Raw genomic sequence first — 25,973 nt, forward strand, 5'->3', positions numbered from 1 at the left:
TCCGCCGTCGCCGCGGGAGCACGCCCATGAGTGCGCTGCGCGAAGCCATGAGCCACGCCGTGCTCGGCTGGGTGAAGCCCGAACTGGACGAAACGCTGCGCCTGGTCCGCCAGGAAATCGAGGCCTTCGTCGAGGCGCCCGCCGACACCAGCCGCATGCGCTTCTGCGCCGGCTACCTGCACCAGGTGCAGGGCACGCTGCGCATGGTGGAACTGTATGCGCCGGCGATGGTGGCCGAAGAACTGGAACTGCTGGCCAAGGCCCTGCAGGACGGCGGCGCGGGCGACCGCGACGAAGCCTGCGCCACGCTGATGCGCGGTGCGGTGCTGCTGCCGGATTACCTGGAGCGGCTGCAGGAAGGCCATCGCGACATCCCGATCGTGCTGCTGCCGCTGCTCAACGAAATCCGCGCGGCGCGCGGTGCGTCGGGCCTCAACGAAAGCATGCTGTTCCCGCCCGGCAGCCGCGAGGAAGCGACGCCGAGCGAGGCCGAGATCGACCATGCGCGCAGCAGCCTCAGCGGCCGCAACCGCGAACTGCTCGACACCGTCGGCAACGCGGTCAAGGAAGAACTGCTGCGGGTGAAGGACGCGCTGGACCTGCACCTGCGGACCGGCAGCGATGCGCACGAACTGGAGTCGCAGGTCACCGAACTGGGCAACGTCGCCGATACCCTCGGCATGATGGGCCTGGGCGTGGCGCGCGACGTGGTGATGCAGCAGCGCGACACGCTGCGCGAAGTGGTGGCCGGCACGCGGCCGGCCGATGAGGGCACCCTGCTGGATATCGCCGGCGCGCTGCTGTACGTCGATGCGTCGCTGGACGACCAGGTCGCGCGGCTGGGCAGCGGCGGCGACGCCGCGCCGGACCCGAGCGCGGCCGAGTCGCAGCGCACGGTCGAGGTGCTGGCGCAGGAAGCCATCATCAACTTCGCCGGCGCACGCGAGCGCTTCGTCGCCTTCATCGAAACCAACTGGGACCACGCCGAACTGGCGGACGTCCCGCGCCTGCTGGACGAAGTGGCCGGCGCCCTGCGCATGCTCGAACTCGGCCAGGCCGGCGACTACGTGGTCGGCGTGAAGCGCTACGTCAGCGGCGAGCTGATCGGCAAGAAGCGCGTGCCCGGCGGCCAGCAACTGGACACGCTGGCCGACGCGATGGCCAGCCTGGAGTACTACCTGGAGGCGCTGCGCGAGCGGCGTCCCAATCGCGAGGACATCCTCGAGATCACCCGCGGCAGCCTGGAGACGTTGCGCTACTGGCCGCTGCCGGCCGAAGCCACCGCAGCCGCGGAAGCGCCCGTTGTCGAGGCGCCCGTCGTCACGCCGACGCCGACCCCGGTTGTCGAAGCGCCCGCCGCACCGCAACCCGACGTCGAGGCCGCTGCACCCGCACCGGTGTCGTTCGGTGCGCTCTCGCTCGAGCCCCTCGATGCCGCACCGTCCGTCTCGGCACCGGGCGGCGCCAATCCGTTCGATCCGGTCGGCTTCGAGGAAGCCGATGGCGGCGAAGCGCCGGTGCCGTTCGAGGCGCAGACGCGCGCGCCTGAGCCGCCGGTCGAGGCCGGCGATATCGCGCCGGTCCACAGCACGCCGGTCGACATGCCGGTCGAAGCCGCCGTCGCGGAAGCGCCTGCGCCGGTGGTGGCGACCGAAACCGACGCGCTGCCCGACCTGCGACACGAGATCGCCGCTGCCGCCGCGGCCGTACCGTCGACCGTCATGGGTGGCTTCGATGGCGACAGCACCGACATCGACGACGACATCCGCGAGGTGTTCCTCGAGGAGTTCGACGAGGAAATCGTCAACCTGCGGCAGCTGCTGCCGGCATGGCGCAGCAATACCGAAGACCTGGAACGCCTGCGGCCGATCCGCCGCGTCTTCCACACGCTGAAGGGCAGCGGCCGCCTGGTCGGCGCCAAGACGCTCGGCGAGTTCAGCTGGAAGGTCGAGAACATGCTCAACCGCGTGCTCGACCGCACGCGCGCGCCCAGCCACGCCGTGGAGGTCCTGCTGGAGCAGGCCTGCGAGACGCTGCCGCAGCTCAACGCCGCATTGCGAGGCCAGGGCAGCGTCACCGCCGACCTCGCCGGCCTGCAGGACGTCGCCGATCGCCTGGCCGCAGGCGAGGACGCGTACTACAGCGCCGAGCCGGTGGTGCTGGACGAAGAGGCCGACTTCGCCGAGCCCGCCTCCGTCGCGCCGGCCTCCTTCGACGATGCGCCGGCCGTGTTCGAGCCGGAAACCGAAGGCACGCCCGCCTCCGTTGATGCAGTACTGCGCGAGATCCTGGAAGCCGAGGTCGACAACCACCTCGACACGGTCGACCACTGGTTGCAGAAGGCACAGGTGGAGGCCACGCCGGTCACCGAGGAACTGCTGCGCGCCATCCACACGATGAACGGCGCGCTGGCGATGGCCGACGTGCCGGAAATCACCCACGTCACTTCGCCGGCCGAGCAGTACGTCAAGCGGCTGCTGGCCGCGGGCGAAACGCCCACGCCGGAAGGCGTTGCCGCCCTGGCCGATACCGCGCAGGCGATCCGCCGCAGCGTGGCGGCCCTGCAGGCGCCGTCGCCGCGTATTCCGGTGTTCGCCGCATTGGCGGGCCAGTTGCGCGCGCTGGGCGACAGCCTGCCCGACCTGCGCCAAGGTGCGCAGATCGTCGACGACACCCGGCAAGGCACCTATGTCGGCCAGACGCCGATCGCCTCGCCGGTCGGTCCGTCCGACGTCGAGCTGTTGGCGATGGATCTGTCGGCCTACCTCGATGCCGAGGCGGCCAACGGCGCCGGCGGCTTCGACACCGTCGCTCCCGTCCAGGATGCCGGCCCGGCCGATGCCGCGACGTCGGCGGTCGAAGAGACCGCCAGTGCCGTGGACGCCACCGTGGCACCGACCGAAACGCCCGCCGTGCCGGAAACGCCGGCGCCGGTCGACCGGAGCGTCACCTTCTACGACATCGATTACCGCATCACGCCGCGCACGCCGGCGACCGAGGCGGGCGTTGCCGCCCCATCGGGCGAAGCCGCGCACGATGCCGACGCGCTGGCTCCCGCAGAAGAAGCCGCCGCTGAAGACATCGTCATCGCCGACATCGAGGCCGACGCCGGCGTGGCCGATCATGTCGACGCCGTCTCGACGACCACCGACGAGACGGTCGTGCTTTCCGCGGCGGACGCCGCCGGGCAAGCCACCGACGACGCGGTTTCCCTCGTCGAGGACGATGCGCTGGTGGTCGATGGCGACCTGCCGGCGTTCCTCGTCGAGACCGACGCCGCGACGCCGGCAGACGCTGACGAGTCGGTCGTCGAAGAAAGTCTGTCCGTGGTCGACGAGATCGCCGCGTCGGACGAGGTGGTGTCCGTGGACGCAACCGACACCGGTACGGAAGCGCAGCCAGAAATCGTGGACACCGCCGAAGAGATCGAAGAGATCACGCTCGAGGACGAGGTCGCCGGCCACGATGCCGTGGACAGCCTCGAAACGCTGCCGGAAACGGTGGAAGACGAAGCGCCGACCGCCGAGGCAACCACGCTCGTTGCCGCGGATGACGCATCGCTGGCCGACGCCGGATCCGACGCCGGATCCGACGCCGGATCCGACGACACCGCTGGCGCCACTGTCGATACTGCGTTGTTCGTCAACGACATCGCCGTCGATGCGGCTGCGCCGGCAGCGGCCGAGCTCGTCGACGCCGCGGATACCACCGACGTCGTGGTTGCCCCGGAGGCGGAAGAGACCGCGTTGCAGGATGTCGAAGCCGTTGCCTCCGTCGAAGTCGAGGAGTCTGCCGTGACCAGTGCACCCGCCGACATGCCGGAGCCGGAAGACGCGCTCGACGTCACCGGGCTCGACCTGGACCTGGTCGAGATCTTCATCGAAGAAGGCAACGACCTGCTCGATCACTCGGACGACCTGATCGCCAAGCTGCGCGAAACGCCGGAAGACCGCACGCTCATCACCAGCCTGCAGCGCGACCTGCACACGCTGAAGGGTGGCGCACGCATGGCGGGCATCCACGCCGTGGGCGACCTCGGCCACGCGATCGAATCGATGCTGGAGTCGATCGCCGGCCAGCGCACCGAGCTCGACCGTCGCGCCGTCCAGTTGCTGGAGCGCGGTTTCGATGCGCTGCACGCGCAGCTGGCCCGCGTCACCGCGCGCCGTGCCGTCGCCATTCCGGACGGCATGATCGCCGAGTTCAACGCGCATGCCCGCGGCATCGTGCTGCCCGACGCGCCCGTCGCCGCCGACATGCCTGCCGGACCGATCGAACTGGCGCCGCTGTCGGCGCCGATCGACACCGACGCCGCTGCGGCGCCGGTCGAGGAGGAGTTCTTCCCGGTCGGCCAGCAGGAACAGGTGCGCGTGCGCGCCGACCTGCTCGACCGCCTGGTCAACAACGCCGGCGAAGTCGCGATCTACCGTGCCCGCCTCGAACAGCAGCTGGGCGCGTTCCGCGGCGCGATGGCGGAACTGGACCGCACCAACATCCGCATGCACGACCAGCTGCGCCGCCTCGATCTGGAAACGGAGGCGCAGATCGTCGCCCGTTACCAGCGCGAGCACGACAAGCAGGATCCGACCTTCGATCCGCTGGAACTGGACCGCTTCTCCACGCTGCAGCAGCTCAGCCGCGCGCTGGCCGAATCGGCCGCCGACATCAGCGGCCTGCAGGGCGTGCTGGACGACCTGGCGCGCCAGTACGACAGCCTGCTGCAGCAGCAGTCGCGCGTGAGCTCGGAACTCCAGGATGGCCTGATGCGTGCACGCATGCTGCCGTTCGAGGGCATCGTGCCGCGCCTGCGCCGCGTGCTGCGCCAGGCGGCGACCGAGACGCACAAGCAGGTCAGCCTGCAGTTCTCCGGCACGCACGGCGAAATGGACCGCAACGTGCTGGACCGCATGACCGCGCCGCTGGAGCATCTGCTGCGCAATTCCGTCGCGCACGGCCTGGAAACGCCGAAGGAACGCCGCAAGGCGGGCAAGCCGGAGGAAGGCACCGTGCACGTGGCCCTGCGCCGCGAAGGCTCGGAAATGGTGCTGGAGGTGTCCGACGACGGCGCCGGCCTGAACCGCGATGCCATCCGCAAGCGCGCCGAGCAGCGCGGCCTGCTGCAGCCGGGTGCCGTGCTGCCCGACAGCGCGCTGGACCGCCTGATCCTGGAGCCCGGTTTCAGTACCGCCGACAAGGTCAGCCAGCTGGCCGGCCGTGGCGTGGGCATGGACGTGGTCTACAACGAAGTGCGCCAGCTGGGCGGTTCGCTGGAAATCAGCTCGGTGCCCGGCAAGGGCGCGACCTTCACGCTGCGCCTGCCGCAGACGCTGGCGGTCAGCCAGGCGGTGTTCGTGCAGATCGGCGAAACCCAGTTCGCGGTGCCGGTGGCGGCGGTCAGCGGTATCGGCCGCATCAGCCACGCCCGCTTCAGTGCGGGTGCGGGCAGTTACCACTACGCCGGCGAAGACTATCCGCTCTACAACCTCGGCCACCTGGTCGGGCAGGGCGCCGCCAAGGCCGAAGGCCAGCCTCAGGTGCCGTTGCTGCTGGTGCGTTCGGGCGACCTGCGCGCTGCGGTGGCGGTCGACCAGGTGCTCGGCAACCGCGAGATCGTGGTCAAGCCGGTCGGTCCGCAGATCGCCTCGATCCCCGGCATCTACGGTGCCACGATCACCGGCGACGGCAGCGTGGTGGTGATCCTGGACGCCGCACCCCTGGTGCGTCGCCACCTGGCGCAGCCGCAGGAGCCCACGCAGCAGGCCCCCGTGGTCGAGCAGCGTCGCGTGCCGCTGGTGATGGTGGTGGACGATTCGCTGACCATGCGCAAGGTGACCAGCCGTGTGCTGGAGCGCCACAACTTCGAAGTCAGCGCCGCGCGCGACGGCGTCGAGGCGCTGGAGAAACTGGAAGAGCGCGTGCCCGACCTGATGCTGCTCGACATCGAAATGCCGCGCATGGACGGGTACGAGCTGGCCACGGCGATGAAGGCCGATCCGCGCTTCAGGGACGTGCCGATCGTGATGATCACCTCGCGTACCGGCGACAAGCATCGCCAGCGCGCCTTCGACATCGGCGTGCAGCGCTACCTGGGCAAGCCGTACCAGGAGCTCGACCTGATGCGCAACGTGTACGACCTGCTGGGAATCGCCCGTGTCCGTGAGTGAAGCCAAACGCGTTGCCCTGCTGGCGCGCCCGGGCGAGGCGCGCGAACGCCTGCGCGTGGCGCTGCATGAGGCCGGCGCCGAGATCGTGCTGGAAGACGACCCCAACACGCTCGACGCCGATGCCCTCGGCAGCAGCGCGCCGCAGGTGGTGCTGGTGGCGCTGGAGCCGGCCATCGAGGACAGCCTGGAACGCTTCGACAGCGTGCTGCACGATCCCGCGGTGGCGGTGATCTTCGACGAGGCCGACCTGGCCGCGCGTCGCCAGGGATGGGACGCCCAGCGCTGGGCGCGCCACCTGGCCGCCAAGCTGCACGGCCACCAGGACGTGCTGCCGCCCGGTCGCGAAGAAGACGTGGGCCTGCAATTGGAACCCGGCCTGCCGGTGACGCCGGCGCAGCTGCATGCAGGCGAACAGGTGTCCGACTACCTGGAATCGGTGGCGGGCATGGCGCTGGAACTGCCCAGCGACGACTTCGCCTACACCGGCGGCTTCCAGCCGCGCGCCGCCGACGAGCAGGTCGTCGATGCCGATGCGTGGCTGCGGTCGGCGTCGGAGCAGGCGGAGTCGGCGTCGCTGCCGCCGCCGCTTCCCGCCGCACCGCCGGTGGCCGAGCCGCCGCCGCTGCCCACGCCCAAGGCCAGCTTCGATCTCTCGTCGCTGGAACTGGAGCCGCTGGAAGGCGGTGGCGTGGCAGCCGCCGCGCGAACGCAGGGTGCGGTGCTGGTGTTCGCCGGCATCGGCGGCCCGGACGCCGTGCGCAAGTTGCTGGCCGACTTGCCCACCGGGTTCCCGAAGCCGGTGATGGTGCACCTTCGCCTCGATGGTGGCCGCTACGACAACCTGGTCCGGCAGATGGAGCGCGTGGCGCACATGCCGGTGCTGCTGGCCGAAGCCGGCAAGCCCGCCGAGGCGGGGCATGTGTATGTGATGCCCGGCGACGTGGTCCCGTTCGTCGACGACGGCACCGTGGGTTTCCGCCCCGGCGCGGTGATCCACACGGTCATTCCGCAATTGCCGCCGGCCGACAGCGCGGTGCTGCTGCTCAGCGGCAGCGACACGGCGCTGGTGGAGGCCGCCGCCGAACTGGGCAACGCCGGCGCGCTGGTCATGGGCCAGTCGCAGGAAGGCTGCTACGACCCGGCCGCACCGAAGGCCCTCACGGCGCGTGGCGCCGAACTGGGCTCGCCCGCGCAGATCGCGCAGCGCCTGACCGACCGCTGGTTCTGAGGAACACACGATGGCCCATTCCAATGACGAAATCCGCGGCGTCCTGATCCAGGCGGGCGAATACCGCCTGCTGCTGCCCAATGCCACCGTCGCCGAAGTGCTGACGCGCGCACCGGTCGAGCCGGTCGCCGCCATGCCCGACTGGCTGCCGGGCCGGATCGACTGGCACGGCTGGCCGGTGCCGCTGGTCGCGTTCGGTCGCCTGACCGGCAACGCCAACGACCCGGTCGCGCTGAACAGCAAGATCGTCGTGCTGAAGGCGCTGAGCGGCGACAAGGATCGCCCGTACTTCGCGCTGCTCACGCCGTCGTTCCCGCGGCTGGTCTCGGTACCGCGCGACGGCCTGCTCGCCGACGCGACCGAGGAGGATCTCCCGGTCGGGGTGAAGGTCCGCGTGCTGCTGGGCGACGAAGCCGCCGTGCTGCCCGACCTGGAAGTGGTCGAAACGATGATCGACGAGGCGCTGGCCAGCGCGGCTTGATCGCCCGCCGACCATGCAAACCCCGTTTCCCGTAGGAGCGGCCCATGGCCGCGATGCTTCTGCCGGTTGCGTGGTCGAAAAGCATCGCGGCCATGGGCCGCTCCTACAGACATCCCGGGACGCTTCGTTCCCTACAGGTCGCCGAACCTCGACTGCAGCGCCGCGATGGCCGCCAGGCCGGCGGTCTCGGTGCGCAGGATGCGTGGACCCAGCCGCAGCCCGATGAATCCGGCCGCCGACAGGGTGTCGCGATCGCGCGGCGACCAGCCGCCTTCCGGGCCGATCGCCACCACCACCGCACCGCCGGCGATCTGCACGGTGGCCAGCGAGACCTCGCCGGTCGGATCGAGCGTCAGCTTCGTCGCGTCGGCGCCGACGGCGCGCGCCGCATCGGCCAGCGCGGCCGGTGCCGACAGCGTGGGCAGGCGCGCGCGCCCGCTCTGTTCGCAGGCCGACGCGATGACGCTACGCCAGTGCGCCGCGCGCTTCTCCGCGCGCTCGGCATCCAGCTTCACCTCGGTGCGCTCGGCCACCACCGGGACGACCGCCGCCACGCCCAGTTCGGTGGCCTTCTGCAGGATCAGGTCCATCTTCTCGCCGCGCGCGACGCCCTGCAGCAGGGTGACGTGCAGCGGTGACTCGTTGTCCACGCTGCGTGCGGCGATGATCTCGGCCCGCACCTCACGCTTGCTGATCGTGCTGAGGCGTGCGTCGTAATCATGGCCGTCACCGTTGAACACCACGCAGGCATCGCCTTCGCGCAGGCGCAACACGCGGGCCAGGTGGTTGGCGGCGGTCTCTGGCAGGGCGAGGGACGCGCCGACGGCCAGCGGCGCGTCAACATGGCAGCGGGTCAGGCGCATGCGGTGGCCTCGTCAATGGCGTGGCGGGTGACGTCGGCGAGCCGTTGCAGGGCGTCGTCGTCGATGCAGTACGGCGGCATCCAGTACAGCACGTCGCCCAGCGGGCGCAGCACTACGCCACGCGCCAGCGCGGCGCGATAGGCTTTCAGGCCGATGCGTGCGGTGGCGGGGAAGGGCGTGGCCTTGTCGCCGTCGCGGGTCAGTTCGAACGCCAGCATCATGCCGGCCTGGCGCACGTCGGCCACGTGGCGGTGCGCGGCCAGCGGCTCGGCGAGCGCCGCCATCGCGCGCGCGGTGGCGCGATTGCGCGCCAGCACATCGTCGGCGCGGAAGATGTCCAGCGACGCCAATGCCGCTGCGCAGGCCAGCGGATTGCCGGTGTAGCTGTGCGAATGCAGGAAGGCGCGCTCGCGCGAGTCGTCCAGGAAGCCGTCGTACAGCGCCTGCGTGGCCAGCACCGCTGCCAGCGGCAGGAAGCCACCGGTCAGGCCCTTCGACAGGCACAAGAGGTCGGGCATCACGCCGCTCTGCTCGCTGGCGAACAGCGTGCCGGTGCGGCCGAAACCGACCGCGATCTCGTCGGCGATCAGGAACGCGCCGCTGGCGTCGCACAGTTCGCGCACGCGGGTCAGGTAGTCGGCGTGGTGCATGCGCATGCCGCCGGCGCACTGCACGCGCGGCTCGACGATCACCGCGCAGACCTCGCCCGGATGCCGTTCCAGCAGCGCGGCCAGCGCATCGGCGGCGCGCGCGGCGCAGTCGGCCGGGGATTCGCCGGGCTGCGCCAGATAGGCGTCGGGCGAGGGCGCGAACAAGGCTTCGGTCAGCAGCGGTGCGTACACGCGCCGGTACAGCGGGATGTCGCCGACGGCGAGCGCACCCAGCGTTTCGCCGTGGTAGCCGTTCTCCAGCGCGATGAACTTCGTCCGCGCGTGCTCGCCGCGGTTGTGGAACCAGTGGAACGCCATCTTCAGCGCCACTTCCACGCCCGCCGAGCCGTTGTCGGCGTAGAACACCTTGGACAGCGGCGCACGCCCCGCCTGCCGCGGCGCCACCGCCAGCAGCCGCTCGGCCAGTTCCACCGCCGGCGCATGGGTGAAGCCGGCCAGCATCACCTGTTCCAGCGACTGCGCCTGCGCGGCGATGGCGGCGCCGATCCGTGGTTCCGCATGGCCGAACAGGTTGGTCCACCAGCTGCTGACTGCATCCAGATAGCGCGTGCCGTCGTGGCCGATGAGCCACGCACCCTCGCCACGGGCGATCGGCACCAGCGGCAAGGTGTGCGGGTGTTCACGCATCTGCGTGCAGGGATGCCACAGCACGGACAGATCGCGGGCACGCCAGTCGTCTGCCTCTGCTAGCATTCCCGCTTGATGATCCTGTTGTCGCATCCCCCCATGATATCGGGCACTGCCCCCTGCCGTCGCCGCGCGCCGCGCGGTACGGGCGGACGACGCTCCGCCGCATGAGCCGCCTGCCCACCATCCATGGCATCACCCAGCGCGCCGACGGCCCGGACCGCCATGTCGAAGAACTGGACCTGGAGTTCAGCAACGGCGAACGTCGTCGCTACCACCGGCTGCGTTCGCAGGGCCATGGCGCGGTGGTCGTGGTGCCGATGCAGGACGAGGAAACGGTGCTGCTGGTGCGCGAGTACGCCGCCGGCATGCACCGTTACGAACTGGGCCTGGTGAAGGGCCGCATCGACGCCGGCGAGACGCCCGAGCAGGCCGCCGACCGCGAACTGAAGGAAGAAGCCGGCTTCGGCGCGCGCCGCCTCGACGTGCTGCGCGCCCTGACCCTGGCACCCACCTACATGAGCCACCAGTCTTGGCTGGTGGTGGCAAGAGACCTGTACCCCGAGCGCCTGCCGGGGGATGAACCCGAGGAGTTGGAAGTAGTGCCCTGGAAGTTGCAAGACCTCGACCAGCTGATGCTGCGCGAGGATTTTTCGGAAGGTCGTTCGCTGGCGGCTCTGTTCATCGCCCGCGAATGGTTGAACGCGCGGACATGAGTCGGATGACCGCAGACCTGCACGAAGCCGTCATCGTCATCGCCCGCGAAGCGGGCCTCGCCATCACGGCGGTGTACGAGAACGCCTTCGACGTGCAACGCAAGAGCGACGACAGTCCGCTCACCGCCGCCGACATGGCGGCCCATCAGGTCATCGCCGACGGCCTGCGCCGGCTGACCCCGCAGTGGCCGGTGCTGTCGGAAGAAGCCGCCGACATCCCGTGGGCCGAGCGCAGCCAGTGGCCGACCTACTGGCTGGTGGACCCGCTGGACGGCACCCGCGAGTTCATCAAGCGCAACGGCGAGTTCACCGTCAACATCGCGCTGATCGAACAGAACGAACCCATCTTCGGCGTCGTCCATGCCCCGGTGACCGGGGAGACCTGGCACGCGCGCCAGGGCCGCAATGCCTACCGCCGCGTCGGCGACGTGGATGCGCAGATCCGCACGCGCGCACCGGCCACCGGCACGCTGAAGGTCGCGGCCAGCCGCTCGCATCGCGATGCGCGCACGCAGGCGTTTCTCGACGGCATGGGCGGGATCGAGGAGGTCTCGCTCGGCTCGTCGCTGAAGTTCTGCCGCATCGCCGAGGGCACGCTGGACGTCTACCCGCGCTTCGGTCCCACCAGCGAGTGGGACACGGCCGCCGCGCAGTGCGTGCTGGAAGCCGCCGGCGGTGCTCTGCTGGCGCCGGATGGCCGCGCGTTCCGCTACAACCGCCGCGAGACACTGCTCAACGGCGACTTCGTGGCGCTGGGCGACATGACGCTGCCGTGGCGCACCTGGCTGGCGCAGGCACAGGAAGGCGCGAACGGACATGCCCGCAGCGCCTGACGGCGGCATCGCGCGGCTGCTGGCCATCATGGCCAAGCTGCGCGATCCCGACGGAGGGTGTCCATGGGACCTGGAACAGGATTTCTCCACCATCGCGCCGTACACGGTGGAGGAGGCCTACGAGGTCGCCGACGCGATCGTCCGCCACGATCTGCCGGCGCTGAAGGACGAACTGGGCGACCTGCTGCTGCAGGTCGTCTTCCATGCGCAGATGGCGAGCGAGCAGGGCGCCTTCGCCTTCGGTGATGTCGTCGATGCCATCTGCGACAAGATGGTGCGGCGGCACCCGCATGTGTTCGACCCTTCGACAGGCTCAGGACAGGCTGCCTCGGTCGCCGATGCCGACGCGCAGACCGTCAACTGGGAAGCGATCAAGGCGGCCGAGCGCAAGGCTGCGGGCGAAGACGACACCTCGGCCTTGGCCGGCGTCGCCCGCGGGCTGCCCGAGTGGCAGCGCGCGATCAAGCTGCAGTCGCGCGCGGCACGGGTCGGCTTCGACTGGCCCGACACCGGACCGGTCATCGACAAGCTGCACGAGGAGATCGACGAGGTCCGCGTGGAACTCGCCGCTGCGCCGTCGCCCGAGCGCGACGCGCGGCTGGAGGACGAGATCGGCGACCTGTTGTTCGTCGCCGCCAATCTGGCGCGGCATGCCAAGGTGGACGTGGGCGGCGCGCTGCGCCGGGCCAACCTGAAGTTCGAGCGCCGTTTCCGTGCGATGGAAGCGCTGGCCGCGGCAGATGGCACCTCGATGTCCGCGCTGTCGCTGGCGCAGCAGGAAGCGCTGTGGGGGCGCGTCAAGCAAGGCGAAGGCATGTAGCGTCAGCCTTCTCGGCCTCGCCGTCGCGGCGTTCCTGGCAGGGAGGGCATACGCAGCGGAGCAAGCTCCGCTCTACGGGGGATGGCGGTTGTTCTGCCCGACCACCGTTGGACCGTCATTCCCGCGAAGGCGGGAACCCAGCGACTTGCCACATCGAACCGAACCGTCGCGGTGATTCGCGTGCGAAGACGGCAGCGGTCGCATCGGCGGACGCGTTGCGTTGCCGGGATCCCCGGGCTGGCGGCGGGCCAAGGCCCGCCCTACGCTGTCGGCATGAAGACCTTGCTGTTGTTCCTCGTCACCGCGCTGGCCGAGATCGTCGGCTGCTACCTGCCGTACCTGTGGCTGCGCAAGGATGGCAGCGCCTGGCTGCTGGTGCCGGCGGCGGCCAGCCTGGCCCTGTTCGCCTGGCTGCTGACCCTGCATCCCACGGCTTCTGGCCGCGTGTATGCCGCCTACGGCGGCGTCTACGTGACCATGGCGATCGCATGGCTGTGGGCCGTGGACGCGGTGAAGCCGACGCGCTGGGACCTGCTGGGCGCCGGCTTGTGCCTGACGGGCATGGCGGTGATCATGTTCGCGCCACGCGCCGCCTGACCCTGTGGGAGGGGACATGAGCCGCTTCGCCAGCTTCCGCGAGTTCTATCCGTTCTACCTCGCCGAACACAGTCATCGCACCTCGCGGCGCCTGCATTTCATCGGCAGCTGCGGCGTGCTTGCCTTGCTGGTGCTGGCCATCGTCGACCGCAACGCCTGGTGGCTGCTGGCCGCGCTGTTCTGCGGCTACGGCTTCGCCTGGGTAGGCCACTTCTTCTTCGAGAAGAACCGCCCCGCCACCTTCAAGCACCCGTTCTATTCCTTCGCCGGCGACTGGGTGATGTTCAAGGACATCCTGACCGGGAAGATCCGGTTCTAGGAGTGAGGGGAGAGGGGAGAGGGGAGAGGAGTGAGGAGTGAGCACTAGCGGCTCCTGCCTCACTCGTAGAACATCAGGAACGCCGCGCCCACGATCAGCGCGAAGGCCGCGTAGTGGTTCCATTTCAGCGGCTGGCCCAGGTACCAGGTGCTGAAACCGGCGAAGACCAGCAGGGTCAGGATTTCCTGGATCGTCTTCAGCTGCACCACCGAGTAGACGGCGCTGCCCATGCGGTTGGCCGGCACCATCAGCGTGTACTCGAAGAAGGCGATGCCCCAGCTGGCCAGGATCACCATGAACAGCGGTGCGGACTTGTACTTCAGGTGGCCGTACCAGGCGAACGTCATGAAGACGTTGGAGGCCAGCAGCAGGAACAGGGGCAGGACGCGGTCGATCATGGCGGGGTCGTCGGGAGAGAAAGGCGAAGCGTAATCCCAACTGCAGGCTGAATGGATCCCCGGTCTTCACATCACCTCTACCGGCAGGCCGGTAGCTTCACAAACCTGAAGCCTCTCAAGGAGTTGTCATGCGACACAGTCAGGAAACCGCGGGTCTGGTGCTGGTGGTGGAAGACAACCGCAACATTTCCGAGATGATCGGGGAATATCTGGAAGGCCGCGGTTTCGAGGTCGACTACGCCACCGACGGCCTGGACGGTTACCGGCTGGCGGTGGAGAACAGCTACGACGTGCTGGTGCTCGACCTGATGCTGCCGCGCCTGGACGGCATGGAAGTCTGCAAGCGCCTGCGCACCGAAGCCCGCAAGTCCACGCCCGTGCTGATGCTGACCGCGCGCGACACGCTGGACGACAAGCTGACCGGCCTGAGCTCCGGCGCCGACGACTACCTGACCAAGCCCTTCGCGATCCAGGAACTGGAAGCCCGCCTGCGTGCCCTGATCCGCCGCGAGCGCCGCCAGGTCGGTGCCGAAGTGCTGAAGGTCGCGGACCTGGTGTTGGACCCGGTCAGCATGCGCGCCACCCGGGGCGGCACCGAACTGATGCTGTCGCCGATCGGCTTGCGCCTGCTGACCATCCTGATGCGCGAATCGCCGCGCGTGGTGACCCGTCAGGAGATCGAGCGCGAGATCTGGGGCAACGGCCTGCCGGACTCGGACACGCTGCGCAGCCACCTGTACAACCTGCGCAAGGTGATCGACAAGCCTTTCGACAAGCCGCTGCTGCACACCGTGCAGAGCGCGGGCTACCGCATCGCCGACATCGGCTGACCAGGCCGTCGGCGCGCGGCATACTCCTGCCTTCGCCCGACGACTCCGCATGCGCCAAGGCCTGCCCCGCAAACTCAGGATCGCCTTCATCCTGCAGGCCGTGATGGTCAGCCTGGCCATCGTGCTGGGCGTGTATCTGATCTCGGCGGTCATCAAGCACAGCCTGATGAACACCGCGCTGCAGGAAGAAGCCGCGCATTTCTGGGAGCTCTACAGCGCCAGCACGGCGCAGCCGCCGCCGAACACCCACAACCTGCGCGGCTATCTGGTGGTGAAGGGGCACTCCAACCTGGTGCTGCCGGAAAACCTGCGCAATCTCGCGCCCGGCTTCCACGAACTGAGGAACGACGATCTGCTGGTGCTGGTCGACGAGCAACCGCAGGGCCGCCTGTACCTGGTGTTCCTGCGGTCGCAGGCCGAGCGGCTGGCGTTCTATTTCGGCACCGTGCCGATCATCATGACGCTGGTGGCGATCTACCTGGTGTCGTGGCTGACCTACCGCGCGTCCAAGCGGCTGGTCTCGCCGGTGAGCTGGCTGGCGCGGCAGGTCTCCGAGTGGGATCCGCGCCGCCCCGATGTCAGCGCCCTGGCGGCCGACCGCCTGCCCAGCGACGTGCAGGGCGAAGCCCGGCAACTGGCCGCGGCGTTGCACGGCCTGGCCCAGCGCGTCAGCGCGCATGTCGCGCGCGAACGCGATTTCACCCGCGACGCCAGCCACGAGTTGCGCACGCCGCTGACGGTGATCCGCGTGGCCACCGACATGGGCATGGCCGAAGACTCGCCGCCGCGCGTGGCGCGCGCCCTGCAGCGCATCCAGCGTGCCGGCCGCGACATGGAGGCGGTGATCGACGCCTTCCTGATCCTGGCGCGAGAAGCCGAAGTGGAGCCGCAGAGCGAGGACTTCGACGTCGCCGACATCGTCATGGACGAGGCCGAGAACGCACGCACGCTGCTGCTCAACAAGCCGGTCGACCTGGAAGTCACCCTGCACGCGCGCCCGCGGCTGCACGCCCCGCCGCGGGTGTTCCAGGTGGTCGTCAGCAACCTGCTGCGCAACGCCTGCACCTATACCGATCGCGGCCGCATCGACGTGCTGCTGGAGCCGGACCGCGTGGTCGTACGGGACACGGGCATCGGCATGGCGGCCGAATCGATGCAGCGGGTGTTCGAGCCGTTCTACCGCGCCGATCCCTCGCGCCCCCACGGCAGCGGCCTGGGCCTGTCCATCGTCAGCCGCCTCTGCGACCGCTTCGGCTGGAAGATCGAACTCGACAGCGAACTGGGCCGCGGCACCACGGCGACGATCCGCTTCGTTCCGTAATCTATACGGGAACTGACCAGGGCCGCGGGCTGTCAACGCCGCGGCCTCCGGCGCGTTCCTTTTCCCGACTCCCCACCTTCCGAGCCGACTCACTGCATGAGCCAGCCTGCACGCACTGCTTCCCGCAAGCCTTCTCCGCTTCCCAAGATCCTGCTCGGGGTCGCCGTCGTCGCCCTCCTCGGCGCAGGTGCGTGGTACTGGACCGCGCGCAAGGGCGAGGCCGCGGACAGCGCCTATCGCACCGCCACCATCGAGCGCGGCGATATCCGCGTGGCGATCTCCGCCACCGGCACGCTGAGCGCCATCTCCACGGTCACTGTCGGCAGCCAGATTTCCGGCCAGGTCACCGACGTGCTGGTCGACTACAACAGCGAAGTGAAGAAGGGTGAAGTGCTGGCGCGCATCGATCCCAGCACCTACGAGGCGCAGATCGAACAGGGCAATGCGCAGATCGCGAGCGCGCAAGCCAACCTGCGGCAGGCGCAGGCCACGCTGGCCAACGCCGAGATCGACTACACCCGCAAGGCCGACCTGGGCCGGCAGCAGCTGGTCGCGCAGAGCGATGTCGACCTGGCCCGTGCCTCGCGCGACCAAGCGCGCGCGCAGGTCAACGCGGCGCAGGCGTCGATCCGCCAGCAGACCGCGTCCACCCAGACCACCCGCGTCAATCTTGATCGCACGGTGATCCGCTCGCCGGTCGACGGCGTGGTGCTGACCCGCACCATCGAGCCCGGCCAGACCGTGGCGGCCAGCCTGCAGGCGCCGGAGCTGTTCACCATCGCCGAAGACCTGTCGAAGATGAAGATCGAACTGGCCGTCGACGAGGCCGACATCGGCCAGGTCAAGGTGGGGCAGGCGGTGTCGTTCACCGTCGATGCGTTTTCCGACCGTCAGTTCCGCGGACAGGTGCAGCAGGTGCGCCTATCGGCCACCACCACCAGCAACGTGGTGACCTATCCGGTGGTGGTCAGCGTGGACAACAGCGATGGCACGCTATTGCCGGGCCTGACCGTCAACGCCGAGATCGAGGTCAGCAAGCGCGACAACATCCTCAAGGTCTCCAACGCGGCGCTGCGCTACAAGCCGACCGGCGAACAGGCCGCGGCGGGCGTGACCGCACAGGCCGTGCCGCAGGGCGGCCAGAACCGGGGCGGTGGCATCAGCGACGATCTGGTGCGCGTGGCCGGCACCCTGCAATTGAAGCCCGAACAGCAGTCCGCGTTCGACACCGCACTGGCCGCGATGCGCGAGCGACAGGCCGCCCGCATGGCGCAGGCGCAGCAGCGCGGAGGCCCCAGCATGTTCGGCGGTCCGGGCGGGGGTCCGCGGTCAGGTGGCAACGCCGGTGGCGGCGGTGCGATGCAGGCGCAGATGCGCCAGCGCATGGCCGATCGCATGCAGCAGGAGTTCGCCCCGTTCCGCGCCACCCTCGACGATGCGCAGAAGCAGCGCTGGGATGGTGAACTGCGCGCCCTGCTCGGCGCCAAGCGTGCGCCGATCTACAAGCTCGCTGATGGCACGCCGGAGATGGTGCAGGTGCGCGTGGGCGCCAGCGACGGCACCAGCACCGAGGTGTCCGGGCCGGTGAAGGAAGGCGACGTGGTGGTCGTGGGCGAGCGCGCGCGGGAATGAGCATGCCGTCCGCGAATGCCGGCGACCGCGTGCCGGTCATCCAGACGCACGCACTGGGCAAGGTCTATTCCGCCGGCACCGAGGCGGAAGTGGTCGCGTTGCGCGGTGTGGACATGCGCGTGGACCGGGGCGACTTCGTCGCCATCATGGGTCCGTCGGGTTCCGGCAAGTCCACGCTGATGAACCTGATCGGCTGCCTGGACACGCCCAGCGACGGCACCTATTTCTGCGACGGCATCGACGTGGCCACGCTGGACGCCGAGGAGCTGGCGATCCTGCGCCGTGAGAAGATCGGCTTCGTGTTCCAGGGCTTCCATCTGTTGCCGCGCATGACCGCGCTGGACAACGTGGCCATGCCGCTGGGCTACGCGCAGGTGCCGCCGGGGGAACGCGCCGAACGCGCACGCCAGGCGCTGGCCGCCGTGGGCCTGGCCGAACGTGCCGGGCATCGGCCCAACGAACTGTCGGGTGGCCAGCAGCAGCGCGTGGCGATTGCCCGCGCGCTGATCAACCAGCCGCCGATCCTGCTGGCCGACGAACCGACCGGTGCGCTGGACAGCAAGACCGGCGAAGAGATCCTGGCGCTGTTCAAGCGCCTGCGCGACGACGGCCACACCGTCATCCTGATCACCCACGACGCCGAAGTGGCCGCGCACGCCGACCGCATCCTGGTGATGCGCGATGGGGAGTTGCATGAGGAGCCGGGATTCGGAAACCGGGATTCGGGAGCCGGAGGAGCGCGCCCGTGATCCGTCCGCTTTTCTTGCCGGCCGTGGCCTCGCTCATGCGGTGCGGCGTTGCGTTTGCGAATCCCGATTCCCGATTCCCCACTCCCGGCCTTCCCTCATGAAATTCTCCGACATCCTGCGCACCGCACTGCACGCGTTGCGCGGCAACTGGATGCGCAGTGCGCTGACGTCGCTGGGCGTGATCATCGGCATCGCCGCCGTCATCGTGATGGTGTCGGTGGGCCAGGGCACGCAGGCGGAGATCGACAAGCTGGTGTCCGGCCTGGGCTCGCAGCGCCTGGACATCAGTCCGGGTGCCGGCCGCGGTCCGGGCGGTGGTGGCGTCCGGATGAGTTCAAGCAGCTTCTACACGCTCAACGAGGGCGACGTGGAAGCGATCCGCAACGAGATTCCCGAGGTGCAGTACGTGGCCGGCGCGCTGCGCGGCAATACGCAGATCGTGTTCGCCGAGAACAATGCGTCGACCAGCTGGCAGGGCGTGCAGGCCGACTTCTTCGACATCAACAGTTGGGTGATCGCCAACGGCGAAGGCTTCGATGCGCAGGATTATTCGAGCGCCGACAAGGTCGTGATCCTCGGCGAGACCGTGCGGCGCACGCTGTTCGGCGAGGACAGCGGCGTCGGCCAGACCGTGCGCCTGGGCCGCGTGCCGTTCACCGTGGTGGGCACGCTGGCGCCGAAGGGGCAGGGCGGTTTCGGCCAGGACCAGGACGACGTGATGATGGTGCCGCTGGAAACCGCGCGGCGCCGGCTGATGGGCTCGATGGGCCTGCCACCGGGCGCCGTGCAGCAGGTCGCGCTGACCGTGGCAGACGCCAAGGACCTGAGTTACGTGCAGGGCGAAGTGGAAGCGCTGCTGCGCCAGCGGCACAAGATCGCGCCGGGCGAGGAGGACGACTTCAACGTGCGCAACATCTCCGAGATCGTCGCCACCCGCACCGCCACTACCAAGCTGATGTCGCTGCTGCTGGGCGCGGTGGCCACCATTTCGCTGATCGTCGGCGGCATCGGTATCATGAACATCATGCTGGTGTCGGTGACCGAGCGTATCCGCGAGATCGGCCTGCGCATGGCGGTGGGCGCAGGCCCTGGCGACGTGCGCCGGCAGTTCCTCGCCGAAGCCATGCTGCTGTCGCTCGGCGGTGGCGTGCTGGGCATCGTCATCGGCGTGGTCGGCGCGCTGCTGGTCGGCCAGTTCAGCGAGCTTCCGGTGGCGTTGAACGGGCAGGTGATCGGGCTGGCCGCCGGCTTCTCGATCGCCACCGGCCTGTTCTTCGGCTACTACCCGGCCCGCAAGGCCTCGCAGCTCGATCCGATCGAGGCGCTGCGCTCGCAGTAGGCGATCGGCAGGGCTGGTGCGGCGCAGCGGCGGGAGTATGCTGGACGCCCGTTGTGCCCACACCGGACCTGCGCCATGAGCCCGCCTACGTCCCGCCGGCCGCTTGCCCTGGCCATCCATGGAGGCGCCGGCGTGATCGAACGGGGCAGCCTGGCGCCCGAGGTCGAAACCGCGATCCACGCCGAACTCGCACGCGCGCTGGATGTGGGCCACGCCATCCTTGCGACCGGTGGCAGCGCGCTGGACGCCGTGGAAGCTGCGGTGACCGTGCTGGAGGATTCGCCTTACTTCAACGCCGGACGCGGCGCGGTGTTCACCGCCGAGGGTCGGCATGAGCTCGATGCCGCCATCATGGACGGACGCCACCGCCGTGCCGGGGCGGTCGCAGGGCTCATGACGGTGCGTCATCCGGTGCGGCTGGCGCGGCGCGTGCTGGAGGACTCGCCGCACGTGTTCCTGATCGGCGACGGCGCTGAACAGTTCGCCGACACGCAACCCGGCATCGAGCGCGTGCCGAACGGCTGGTTTTCCACGGAGGCGCGACGTGCGCAGCTGCGCGATGCGCAACAGCGCGAACAGCAGGCGTGGCATGGCAACGACGACCTGCGCGGCCAGTACTTCGGCACGGTCGGCGCGGTGGCGCTGGACAGCCGCGGGCATGTGGCGGCGGCGACGTCTACCGGCGGCATGACCAACAAGCGTTGGGGTCGCGTGGGCGATTCGCCGGTGATCGGTGCGGGCACCTGGGCCGATGCGCGGTGTGCGGTGTCGTGCAGCGGCTGGGGTGAGTTCTACATCCGCAACGCGGCCGCCCACGATATCGCCGCCCGCGTGGCCTACCGGGGCGACCGCCTGCGCGACGCGGTGGAGGACGTCATCCTGGGCGAAGTGCCGCAGCATGGCGGCGACGGCGGTGCCATCGCGGTCGATACCGACGGCAACGTCTCGCTGGTGCTCAGTACCCGCGGCATGTACCGCGGCTGGGTGGGGCCGGACGGCACGCGCGGCACCGCCATCTACCAGGACGCCTGAGTGACCGCGTCGCCGGGAGAGCAAGTCGCTCCCTTGACCCTGGCCGATCATCGTGCCCTGCGTGCGCAGGCGCTTCGCCTGTGCCGTCGCGCCGACGAAGCGGACGATCTGGTGCAGGAAACGCTGCTGGCCGGCGTGCTGGCCGGTCGCCACGATATGCCATGGCTGTCGGGTGTGCTTCGGCGCCAGGCGGCGATGGCGGCACGTGCGGGTGTCCGCCGCCGACGGCGCGAAGCCCTCGCCGGGATGCAGGCCGATGACGCCATCGAACCGTTCGCCTGCCTCGCGCCGGAACATGCCCCGCCACCGCCCGCATGGCTGGCGACGCTGCCGCCGTCGGCGCGCCGGCTGGCGGTGCTCGCGCTGCATGGCCTGTCGGCGGACGAGATCCGCTGGATCCTGCGCATCCCCGCCACCGCGTTCCGACAGCGCCTGACCTGCATCCGCAAGGCGCTGGCCGCGCAATCCCCGTCGGTGCGCGCGGAGGGCATCGCACTGGCGCAGCTGCGCGATCCGTCGCGCAGCGCGGACATCCCCTTCGGCCTGGCACGACGCGCCCTGAAGGCCGCCATGCAGGCCGGCGAAGGGCTGGGCACGCACGATCCGGACGGACACCTGATCCTGATCGACGCCGATGCTCACACTTCGCCTTCCCGCGGCAACCCACAGACGGGAATCACACAGGAGGACATCCCATGCTCACGCACTGCAAGGTAGGCGCCATCGTGTTCTTTGTTTCCGACCTCGCGCGGTCGGTGGATTTCTACCGGGGCACCCTGGGCCTGCCCATCGATGCGCTGGACGGTCACGACGGCCCGTGGGCGATGGGCGACGTCGGCGACCTCACGCTGGTCTTCATTCCGCGGCCCGCACGCGCGGGCGAATCGCCCGTCGTCGTCTTCAGCCTCGACGGCGGCATCGACGACCATGCCGAAGCGCTGGCCGCCAAGGGCGTGGAGATCGTGGTGCCGGTCAGCGAATCGCCCGATGGCGGACTGTCGCTGGACTTCCTCGACCCGGATGGCAACGTACTGAGCCTGCATCAGCCGGCCGGTGCCGCACGGCGGGCATGACGGGATGATCGCGCGCTGCGTGTGGGTGTTGATGTTGACTGCCGGCGCGGCCGATGCGGCGCGCGGCGCCAGCGTGTGGGAGGGTCTGGCCGGACGTTGGCAGGGAACCGGCCAGGTCAGCGGCATGGACGCCACGCTGGCGTTGACCTTCGCGCCCGCGCTGGAAGGGAGTGCGCACCGCCTGTCCTTCAGCAACCGCATGCGTGCTGCCGATGGCAGGGAATGGCCGTTCGCGGCAGAGGCGGTCTATCTCTGCCACGACGCACCACCGTGTCGTGGGCACTGGTACGACACGCGCGGCATGATCCTGCCATTGCGCGCGACCCCGCAGTCCGACGCGCTGGCAGTCGAGTGGGGCGACGCGGCCACCGAGCGCGGGCGCACCACCTATCGCCTCGAAGCGGACACCCTGCACATCACCGACGAAGTGCTCGGCAAGGACGGACAGTGGAAGGTGTTCGGGCGCTCCAGATTGCAGAGATCCGGAGAGATCACGGACGACGGACGAAGGTGATCAGCATCCGTCCCGTGACCATCGCGGCGCTCGCACGGCACATGAAAAATGTGAGCTGAAAATCCGTATCTAGAACGAAAATTACAAGCTAGATTCGACTCGCTGCGCTGTCCTGCGCAGCCATCACAAGACTCGGAGTCGGATCGGCTTATGAAGAAGAATCGCATGGCGATGTGGGTGGGTGTGGTACTGGTGGCGATGGGCGCAACGCAATCCGCCAGCGCGGGTGGCAGGCCCGATCTGGTGATCAAGGGACTGAAGGCAGGGCAGCCCCACGCCAGTGGCGAACTGCTGGTGAAGTATCGCGATGGCGCGGCTTCGGCCGATCGCGATGCGGTGGTGCAGGGTCTTGGCGCGCACAAGCTGGAAACGGTACGCCGCGGCAACGGTCGCAACGGCGAAATCGCGCTGCTCAAGCTGCCCGGCAACGTGGATCTTTCTGCCGCCGTGCAGGCACTCAGCGCCGATCCGGCCATCGAGTATGCAGAGCCCAACTGGACCTATCAGCACCATGCGGTCTCCAACGACACCTACGCCAGCAACGGTTCGTTGTGGGGCATGTACGGCGATGCCGGCAGTCCCGCCAACGCCTACGGTTCGCAGGCGTCCGAGGCGTGGGCTGCCGGACACACCAGTTGCGGCAACGTCGTGGTCGGCGTGATCGACGAAGGCATCTACTTCAGCCACGAAGATCTGGCCGCCAACATCTGGACCAACCCCTACGATCCGGCCGACGGCGTCGACAACGACGGCAATGGCTACGTCGACGACGTGCGCGGTTGGGACTTCGACGGCAATAGCAACAACATCAATTCGGGCGGCGCCAACGACGACCACGGCACACATGTCGCCGGCACCATTGCCGGCGTGGGCGGCAACGGCAAGGGCGTGGCCGGTGTGTGCTGGAGCGGCGTGAAGCTGATCAGCGGCAAGTTCCTCGGCCGTCGTGGCGGCAGCACCGCCAATGCGATCAGGGCACTCGACTACTTCACCGACCTGAAGATCCGTCACGGCCTCAACCTGGTGGCAACCAATAACTCGTGGGGCGGCGGCGGTTACTCGCAAGCCCTGAGCGATGCCATCGACCGTGCCAGCCAGGCCGAGATACTGACGGTCGTGGCGGCCGGCAACGACAGCGTCAACTGCGACGGCAATACGTCGGGTGCGTGCTATCCGGCGTCGTATCCGAACGCAGGCGTCCTCTCGGTGGCGGCGATCCGCTCCACCGGTGCACTGGTCTACAACTACGGCGCCACCACCGTGGATCTGGGTGCCCCGGGCTATGGCATCTGGTCGACGGTACCCAAGGCATCGAAGGGCAACGTGGTATCGGGCTACGCCAGCTACAACGGCACCTCGATGGCGACGCCGCACGTGACCGGCGCAGCGGCCCTCTATGCCTCGACCCGTCCGGGGGTGACGGCGGCGCAGATCAAGGCGGCGATCCTCAACGCCACCGTGCCGACGCCGTCGTTGCAGGGCAAGACGGTGACCGGCGGGCGCCTCAACGCCAGCGGATTCTGACGAACTCCCGCCACGCAACGAAGAAGCTCGGCATCGCCGGGCTTCTTTTTACTTCACGTACGGCGCGATCACGCGCCGCCAGATGTCATAGCCGGCGGCGTTCATGTGCAGGCGGTCTTCAACGAAGAGCGCCTCGTTCGGTTGCCCGCTGGTGTCCAGCATGGGCGTGAAGATGTCGATGTAGTCCACGCCGAGCCGCTTCGCTTCGGTCTGCACCAGCGCGTTGGCTTCGCGCTGCGCCGGCATCAGGTGCGCGCGCGAGGGGCTGGGCTTGGTGCTGATGTAGCCGATCCTGGTCTTCGGCAGGTCGCGGCGCACGCGCTGGACGAAGGCGATGAAGTCCGCGCGCACCTGCTGCGGCGTGCGGCCCGCGTTGATGTCGTTGTCGCCGGCGTAGATCAGCACCTGCCGGGGGGCGTACGGGACGATCGTGCGGTCCGCATACCACGTGCTGTCGCGCAGCTCCGAACCGCCGAAGCCGCGGTTGATCACCGGCACGCCGGGGAAGTCCTGCGCCAGGGTCTCCCACAGACGGATCGACGAGCTGCCGGTGAACACCACGCCCCCGCGCGGCGGCGGCGACTGCGCGTCTTCGGCGGCGAAGCGCTGCATGTCGGTTTCCCAGGCCGCGTTCGATACCTGCTCCGGGATGCGTGGGGCGGCCGTCGTGGAGGCGTCCGCAGCGGGGGCGGTCGTGGCAGGCGGGCTGCCGGCGCAGGCGGCCAGCAGGGCCAGCAGCGCACTGGCGAACACGGCGGGGCGAACGGCGTTCAGGAAAGACACGGGGGAAGGGCTCCTTGGGCTTAGGCGGGCCCTAGTGGAGCAGCCGGGGACAGTCGATGCAAACCGCGACGGGGCGGTCGGGGAGCGCGTTGTGGCAAAATTGCGCCCTTGGCGCGGCGTCCGCGCCGGTTCCACCCGATCCGACCTCCTGCTGGCCCAGGCCCCGCCTGACCGGCCGGGGACGATGCGGGGCCTCCTTCGCATCGACCTGCCCATGGCTGACGAAACCGGACATCTTCCCCGCGGCCCCGGCCGCATCCTCAAGGCGACGGTCTGGTCCTTCCAGGGTCTGCGCGCAGCGTGGATGCACGAGTCCTCGTTCCGCCTGGAGGTCTACCTGCTTGTGGTGCTGGCGCCGCTAGCGCTGTGGCTGGGACAGGACGGGCTGGAACGCGCGCTGATGATCGGCAGTTGCCTGCTGGTGCTGGCGGCGGAACTGCTGAACTCGGCGGTGGAAGCGGTGATCGAGCGTTACGGCCCCGAACACCACGAACTCGCCGGTCGCGCGAAGGACATGGGCTCGGCCGCCGTCTTCGTGCTGATGATGAACGTACTCCTCTGCTGGGGCCTGATCCTCGTGCCCCGCTATCTCTGACTCCTGATCTGAACCAAGGTACTCCCCGATGATGGAACTGCTTACCGATCCGCAGGTGTGGATCACGCTGGTGACGCTGAGCGCGATCGAGATCGTGCTGGGCATCGACAACCTGGTCTTCATCTCCATCGCGGTCAGCAAGCTGCCGCCGCACCAGCGCGAGGTGGCGCGCAAGTTCGGCATCGCGGTGGCATGCATCACGCGCATCCTGCTGCTGCTGACGCTGGCCTGGCTGGCGGGGCTGACGGCCGACCTGTTCATGCTGTTCGGCCAGGGCATCTCGGTGCGCGACCTGGTATTGATCCTCGGCGGCCTGTTCCTGCTGGTGAAGGGCACCAAGGAAATCCTGGAACTGGTGAAGGGCGAGCCGGACTCCGAAGACGTGCACACGCGCCCGGCGGTGTCGTTCGCCGGCGTGATCGCGCAGATCGCGGTGATCGACATCGTGTTCTCGCTGGACTCGGTGATCGCGGCAGTCGGCATGGCCAACCACACGCCGGTGATGGTGGCCGCGATCCTGCTGGCGGTGGCGGTGATGCTGCTGGCGGCCAAGCCACTGGGCCAGTTCATCGACAACAATCCCACCATCAAGATGCTGGCGTTGGCCTTCATCGTGGCGGTCGGTGCCTACCTGCTGCTGGATGGTTTCGAGCTGCACATCGAGAAGGGTTACCTGTACGGCGCGATGGGCTTCTCCGCGCTGGTCGAATGCCTCAACCTGTGGGCGAAGAAGCGCAGCGCCCAGCGCATGCTGCGCGAGTAACTGCGCCGCGGCGTCGCGTGCGAAGGGCTCCCGTCGGGAGCCCTTCGTTTTTCACGGCATGGTAACAAGCCGGCATATCGCGGCCCCCACGCCGCGTCGCG

General features: G+C 69.1%; 24 protein-coding genes. 20 read left to right on the forward strand and 4 right to left on the reverse strand.

Going from position 1 to position 25,973, the window contains the following annotated elements; genetic code table 11:
- The first annotated feature begins 26 nt into the window (after nt 1-26).
- Genes ASD77_RS09845 through ASD77_RS09855 form a run of 3 tightly spaced genes read left to right on the forward strand, consistent with a single transcriptional unit; the run spans nt 27 to nt 7,873 of the window.
- On the forward strand, nt 27-6,164 hold the full coding sequence (locus tag ASD77_RS09845) for an Hpt domain-containing protein (RefSeq protein WP_055940456.1): 6,138 nt from the start codon (nt 27-29) through the stop codon (nt 6,162-6,164).
- A complete protein-coding gene (locus tag ASD77_RS09850; RefSeq protein WP_327194187.1) occupies nt 6,157-7,392 on the forward strand; it encodes a chemotaxis protein CheB in 1,236 nt (411 codons plus the stop codon). Before ASD77_RS09845 ends, ASD77_RS09850 begins: the two co-directional genes overlap by 8 nt.
- Nucleotides 7,393-7,402: 10 nt before the next feature.
- A complete protein-coding gene (locus ASD77_RS09855) occupies nt 7,403-7,873 on the forward strand; it encodes a chemotaxis protein CheW (protein ID WP_055940462.1) in 471 nt (156 codons plus the stop codon).
- A gap of 131 nt (nt 7,874-8,004) precedes the next feature.
- On the opposite strand, the gene ASD77_RS09860 is transcribed toward ASD77_RS09855, so the two are convergent.
- Nucleotides 8,005-8,736, reverse strand: coding sequence for a 16S rRNA (uracil(1498)-N(3))-methyltransferase (locus tag ASD77_RS09860; protein WP_055940464.1), 732 nt, complete (start codon nt 8,734-8,736; stop codon nt 8,005-8,007).
- Nucleotides 8,727-10,127: an adenosylmethionine--8-amino-7-oxononanoate transaminase gene (gene bioA, locus ASD77_RS09865; RefSeq protein WP_055940466.1), complete on the reverse strand. Its 1,401-nt coding sequence runs from the start codon at nt 10,125-10,127 to the stop codon at nt 8,727-8,729. Before bioA ends, ASD77_RS09860 begins: the two co-directional genes overlap by 10 nt.
- Before the next feature lie 74 nt (nt 10,128-10,201).
- Between bioA and nudE the strand changes: the two genes are divergently transcribed.
- The 5 genes from nudE (at nt 10,202) to ASD77_RS09890 (ending at nt 13,319) form a co-directional block, all read left to right on the forward strand.
- The gene (nudE, locus tag ASD77_RS09870) at nt 10,202-10,750 is read left to right on the forward strand and encodes an ADP compounds hydrolase NudE (protein ID WP_055940469.1); all 549 of its coding nucleotides are present in this window, start codon (nt 10,202-10,204) and stop codon (nt 10,748-10,750) included.
- Nucleotides 10,747-11,583: a 3'(2'),5'-bisphosphate nucleotidase CysQ gene (gene cysQ / locus ASD77_RS09875; protein ID WP_055940472.1), complete on the forward strand. Its 837-nt coding sequence runs from the start codon at nt 10,747-10,749 to the stop codon at nt 11,581-11,583. Before nudE ends, cysQ begins: the two co-directional genes overlap by 4 nt.
- Nucleotides 11,567-12,403 (forward strand): nucleoside triphosphate pyrophosphohydrolase, encoded by an 837-nt coding sequence (gene mazG, locus ASD77_RS09880; RefSeq protein ID WP_055940475.1) that lies wholly within the window; start codon nt 11,567-11,569, stop codon nt 12,401-12,403. Before cysQ ends, mazG begins: the two co-directional genes overlap by 17 nt.
- 273 nt (nt 12,404-12,676) lie before the next feature.
- Nucleotides 12,677-13,000 (forward strand): YnfA family protein, encoded by a 324-nt coding sequence (locus ASD77_RS09885; protein ID WP_055940481.1) that lies wholly within the window; start codon nt 12,677-12,679, stop codon nt 12,998-13,000.
- Between the two features lie 16 nt (nt 13,001-13,016).
- A complete protein-coding gene (locus ASD77_RS09890; RefSeq protein WP_055940484.1) occupies nt 13,017-13,319 on the forward strand; it encodes a DUF962 domain-containing protein in 303 nt (100 codons plus the stop codon).
- Nucleotides 13,320-13,378: 59 nt separating this feature from the next.
- Here ASD77_RS09890 and ASD77_RS09895 read toward each other — a convergent pair whose 3' ends face one another.
- Complete coding sequence (locus tag ASD77_RS09895; RefSeq protein ID WP_055940487.1) at nt 13,379-13,717, reverse strand: DMT family protein; 339 nt, start codon at nt 13,715-13,717, stop codon at nt 13,379-13,381.
- A 128-nt stretch (nt 13,718-13,845) separates the two neighbouring features.
- On the opposite strand from ASD77_RS09895, the gene ASD77_RS09900 reads away from it, so the two are divergent.
- The 10 genes from ASD77_RS09900 (at nt 13,846) to ASD77_RS09945 (ending at nt 23,731) form a co-directional block, all read left to right on the forward strand.
- Nucleotides 13,846-14,547 (forward strand): response regulator transcription factor, encoded by a 702-nt coding sequence (locus ASD77_RS09900; RefSeq protein ID WP_055940490.1) that lies wholly within the window; start codon nt 13,846-13,848, stop codon nt 14,545-14,547.
- A 49-nt stretch (nt 14,548-14,596) separates the two neighbouring features.
- Entirely contained in the window at nt 14,597-15,868 is a 1,272-nt protein-coding gene (locus ASD77_RS09905) for a HAMP domain-containing sensor histidine kinase (protein WP_055940493.1), read from the forward strand.
- A gap of 96 nt (nt 15,869-15,964) precedes the next feature.
- Entirely contained in the window at nt 15,965-17,500 is a 1,536-nt protein-coding gene (locus ASD77_RS09910; protein ID WP_055940496.1) for an efflux RND transporter periplasmic adaptor subunit, read from the forward strand.
- A 2-nt stretch (nt 17,501-17,502) separates the two neighbouring features.
- Nucleotides 17,503-18,249 (forward strand): ABC transporter ATP-binding protein, encoded by a 747-nt coding sequence (locus ASD77_RS09915; RefSeq protein WP_235578501.1) that lies wholly within the window; start codon nt 17,503-17,505, stop codon nt 18,247-18,249.
- Between the two features lie 97 nt (nt 18,250-18,346).
- The gene (locus ASD77_RS09920) at nt 18,347-19,588 is read left to right on the forward strand and encodes an ABC transporter permease (RefSeq protein ID WP_055940503.1); all 1,242 of its coding nucleotides are present in this window, start codon (nt 18,347-18,349) and stop codon (nt 19,586-19,588) included.
- 75 nt (nt 19,589-19,663) lie between these two features.
- Nucleotides 19,664-20,620 carry an isoaspartyl peptidase/L-asparaginase gene (locus tag ASD77_RS09925; protein WP_055940506.1) on the forward strand — a complete coding sequence of 319 codons (957 nt, stop codon included), beginning with the start codon at nt 19,664-19,666 and terminating at the stop codon, nt 20,618-20,620.
- 33 nt (nt 20,621-20,653) lie between these two features.
- The gene (locus tag ASD77_RS09930; RefSeq protein WP_055940509.1) at nt 20,654-21,337 is read left to right on the forward strand and encodes a hypothetical protein; all 684 of its coding nucleotides are present in this window, start codon (nt 20,654-20,656) and stop codon (nt 21,335-21,337) included.
- Nucleotides 21,316-21,693 carry a VOC family protein gene (locus tag ASD77_RS09935; RefSeq protein ID WP_055940512.1) on the forward strand — a complete coding sequence of 126 codons (378 nt, stop codon included), beginning with the start codon at nt 21,316-21,318 and terminating at the stop codon, nt 21,691-21,693. The genes ASD77_RS09930 and ASD77_RS09935 overlap by 22 nt, the downstream gene beginning before the upstream one ends.
- A 31-nt stretch (nt 21,694-21,724) precedes the next feature.
- The gene (locus ASD77_RS09940; protein ID WP_235578502.1) at nt 21,725-22,207 is read left to right on the forward strand and encodes a hypothetical protein; all 483 of its coding nucleotides are present in this window, start codon (nt 21,725-21,727) and stop codon (nt 22,205-22,207) included.
- A 150-nt stretch (nt 22,208-22,357) separates the two neighbouring features.
- Complete coding sequence (locus ASD77_RS09945) at nt 22,358-23,731, forward strand: S8 family serine peptidase (protein WP_055940518.1); 1,374 nt, start codon at nt 22,358-22,360, stop codon at nt 23,729-23,731.
- Nucleotides 23,732-23,779: 48 nt separating this feature from the next.
- Here ASD77_RS09945 and ASD77_RS09950 read toward each other — a convergent pair whose 3' ends face one another.
- On the reverse strand, nt 23,780-24,469 hold the full coding sequence (locus ASD77_RS09950; RefSeq protein ID WP_055941249.1) for an SGNH/GDSL hydrolase family protein: 690 nt from the start codon (nt 24,467-24,469) through the stop codon (nt 23,780-23,782).
- A gap of 259 nt (nt 24,470-24,728) precedes the next feature.
- Here ASD77_RS09950 and ASD77_RS09955 point away from each other — a divergent pair, with 259 nt between their 5' ends.
- Together ASD77_RS09955 and ASD77_RS09960 are read left to right on the forward strand one after the other, a co-directional pair.
- The gene (locus ASD77_RS09955) at nt 24,729-25,109 is read left to right on the forward strand and encodes a diacylglycerol kinase (RefSeq protein ID WP_055940521.1); all 381 of its coding nucleotides are present in this window, start codon (nt 24,729-24,731) and stop codon (nt 25,107-25,109) included.
- Between the two features lie 28 nt (nt 25,110-25,137).
- Nucleotides 25,138-25,872 carry a TerC family protein gene (locus tag ASD77_RS09960; protein ID WP_055940524.1) on the forward strand — a complete coding sequence of 245 codons (735 nt, stop codon included), beginning with the start codon at nt 25,138-25,140 and terminating at the stop codon, nt 25,870-25,872.
- Nucleotides 25,873-25,973: the final 101 nt, after the last annotated feature.

Source organism: Pseudoxanthomonas sp. Root65 (assembly GCF_001427635.1).
Taxonomy (GTDB): Bacteria; Pseudomonadota; Gammaproteobacteria; order Xanthomonadales; family Xanthomonadaceae; genus Pseudoxanthomonas_A.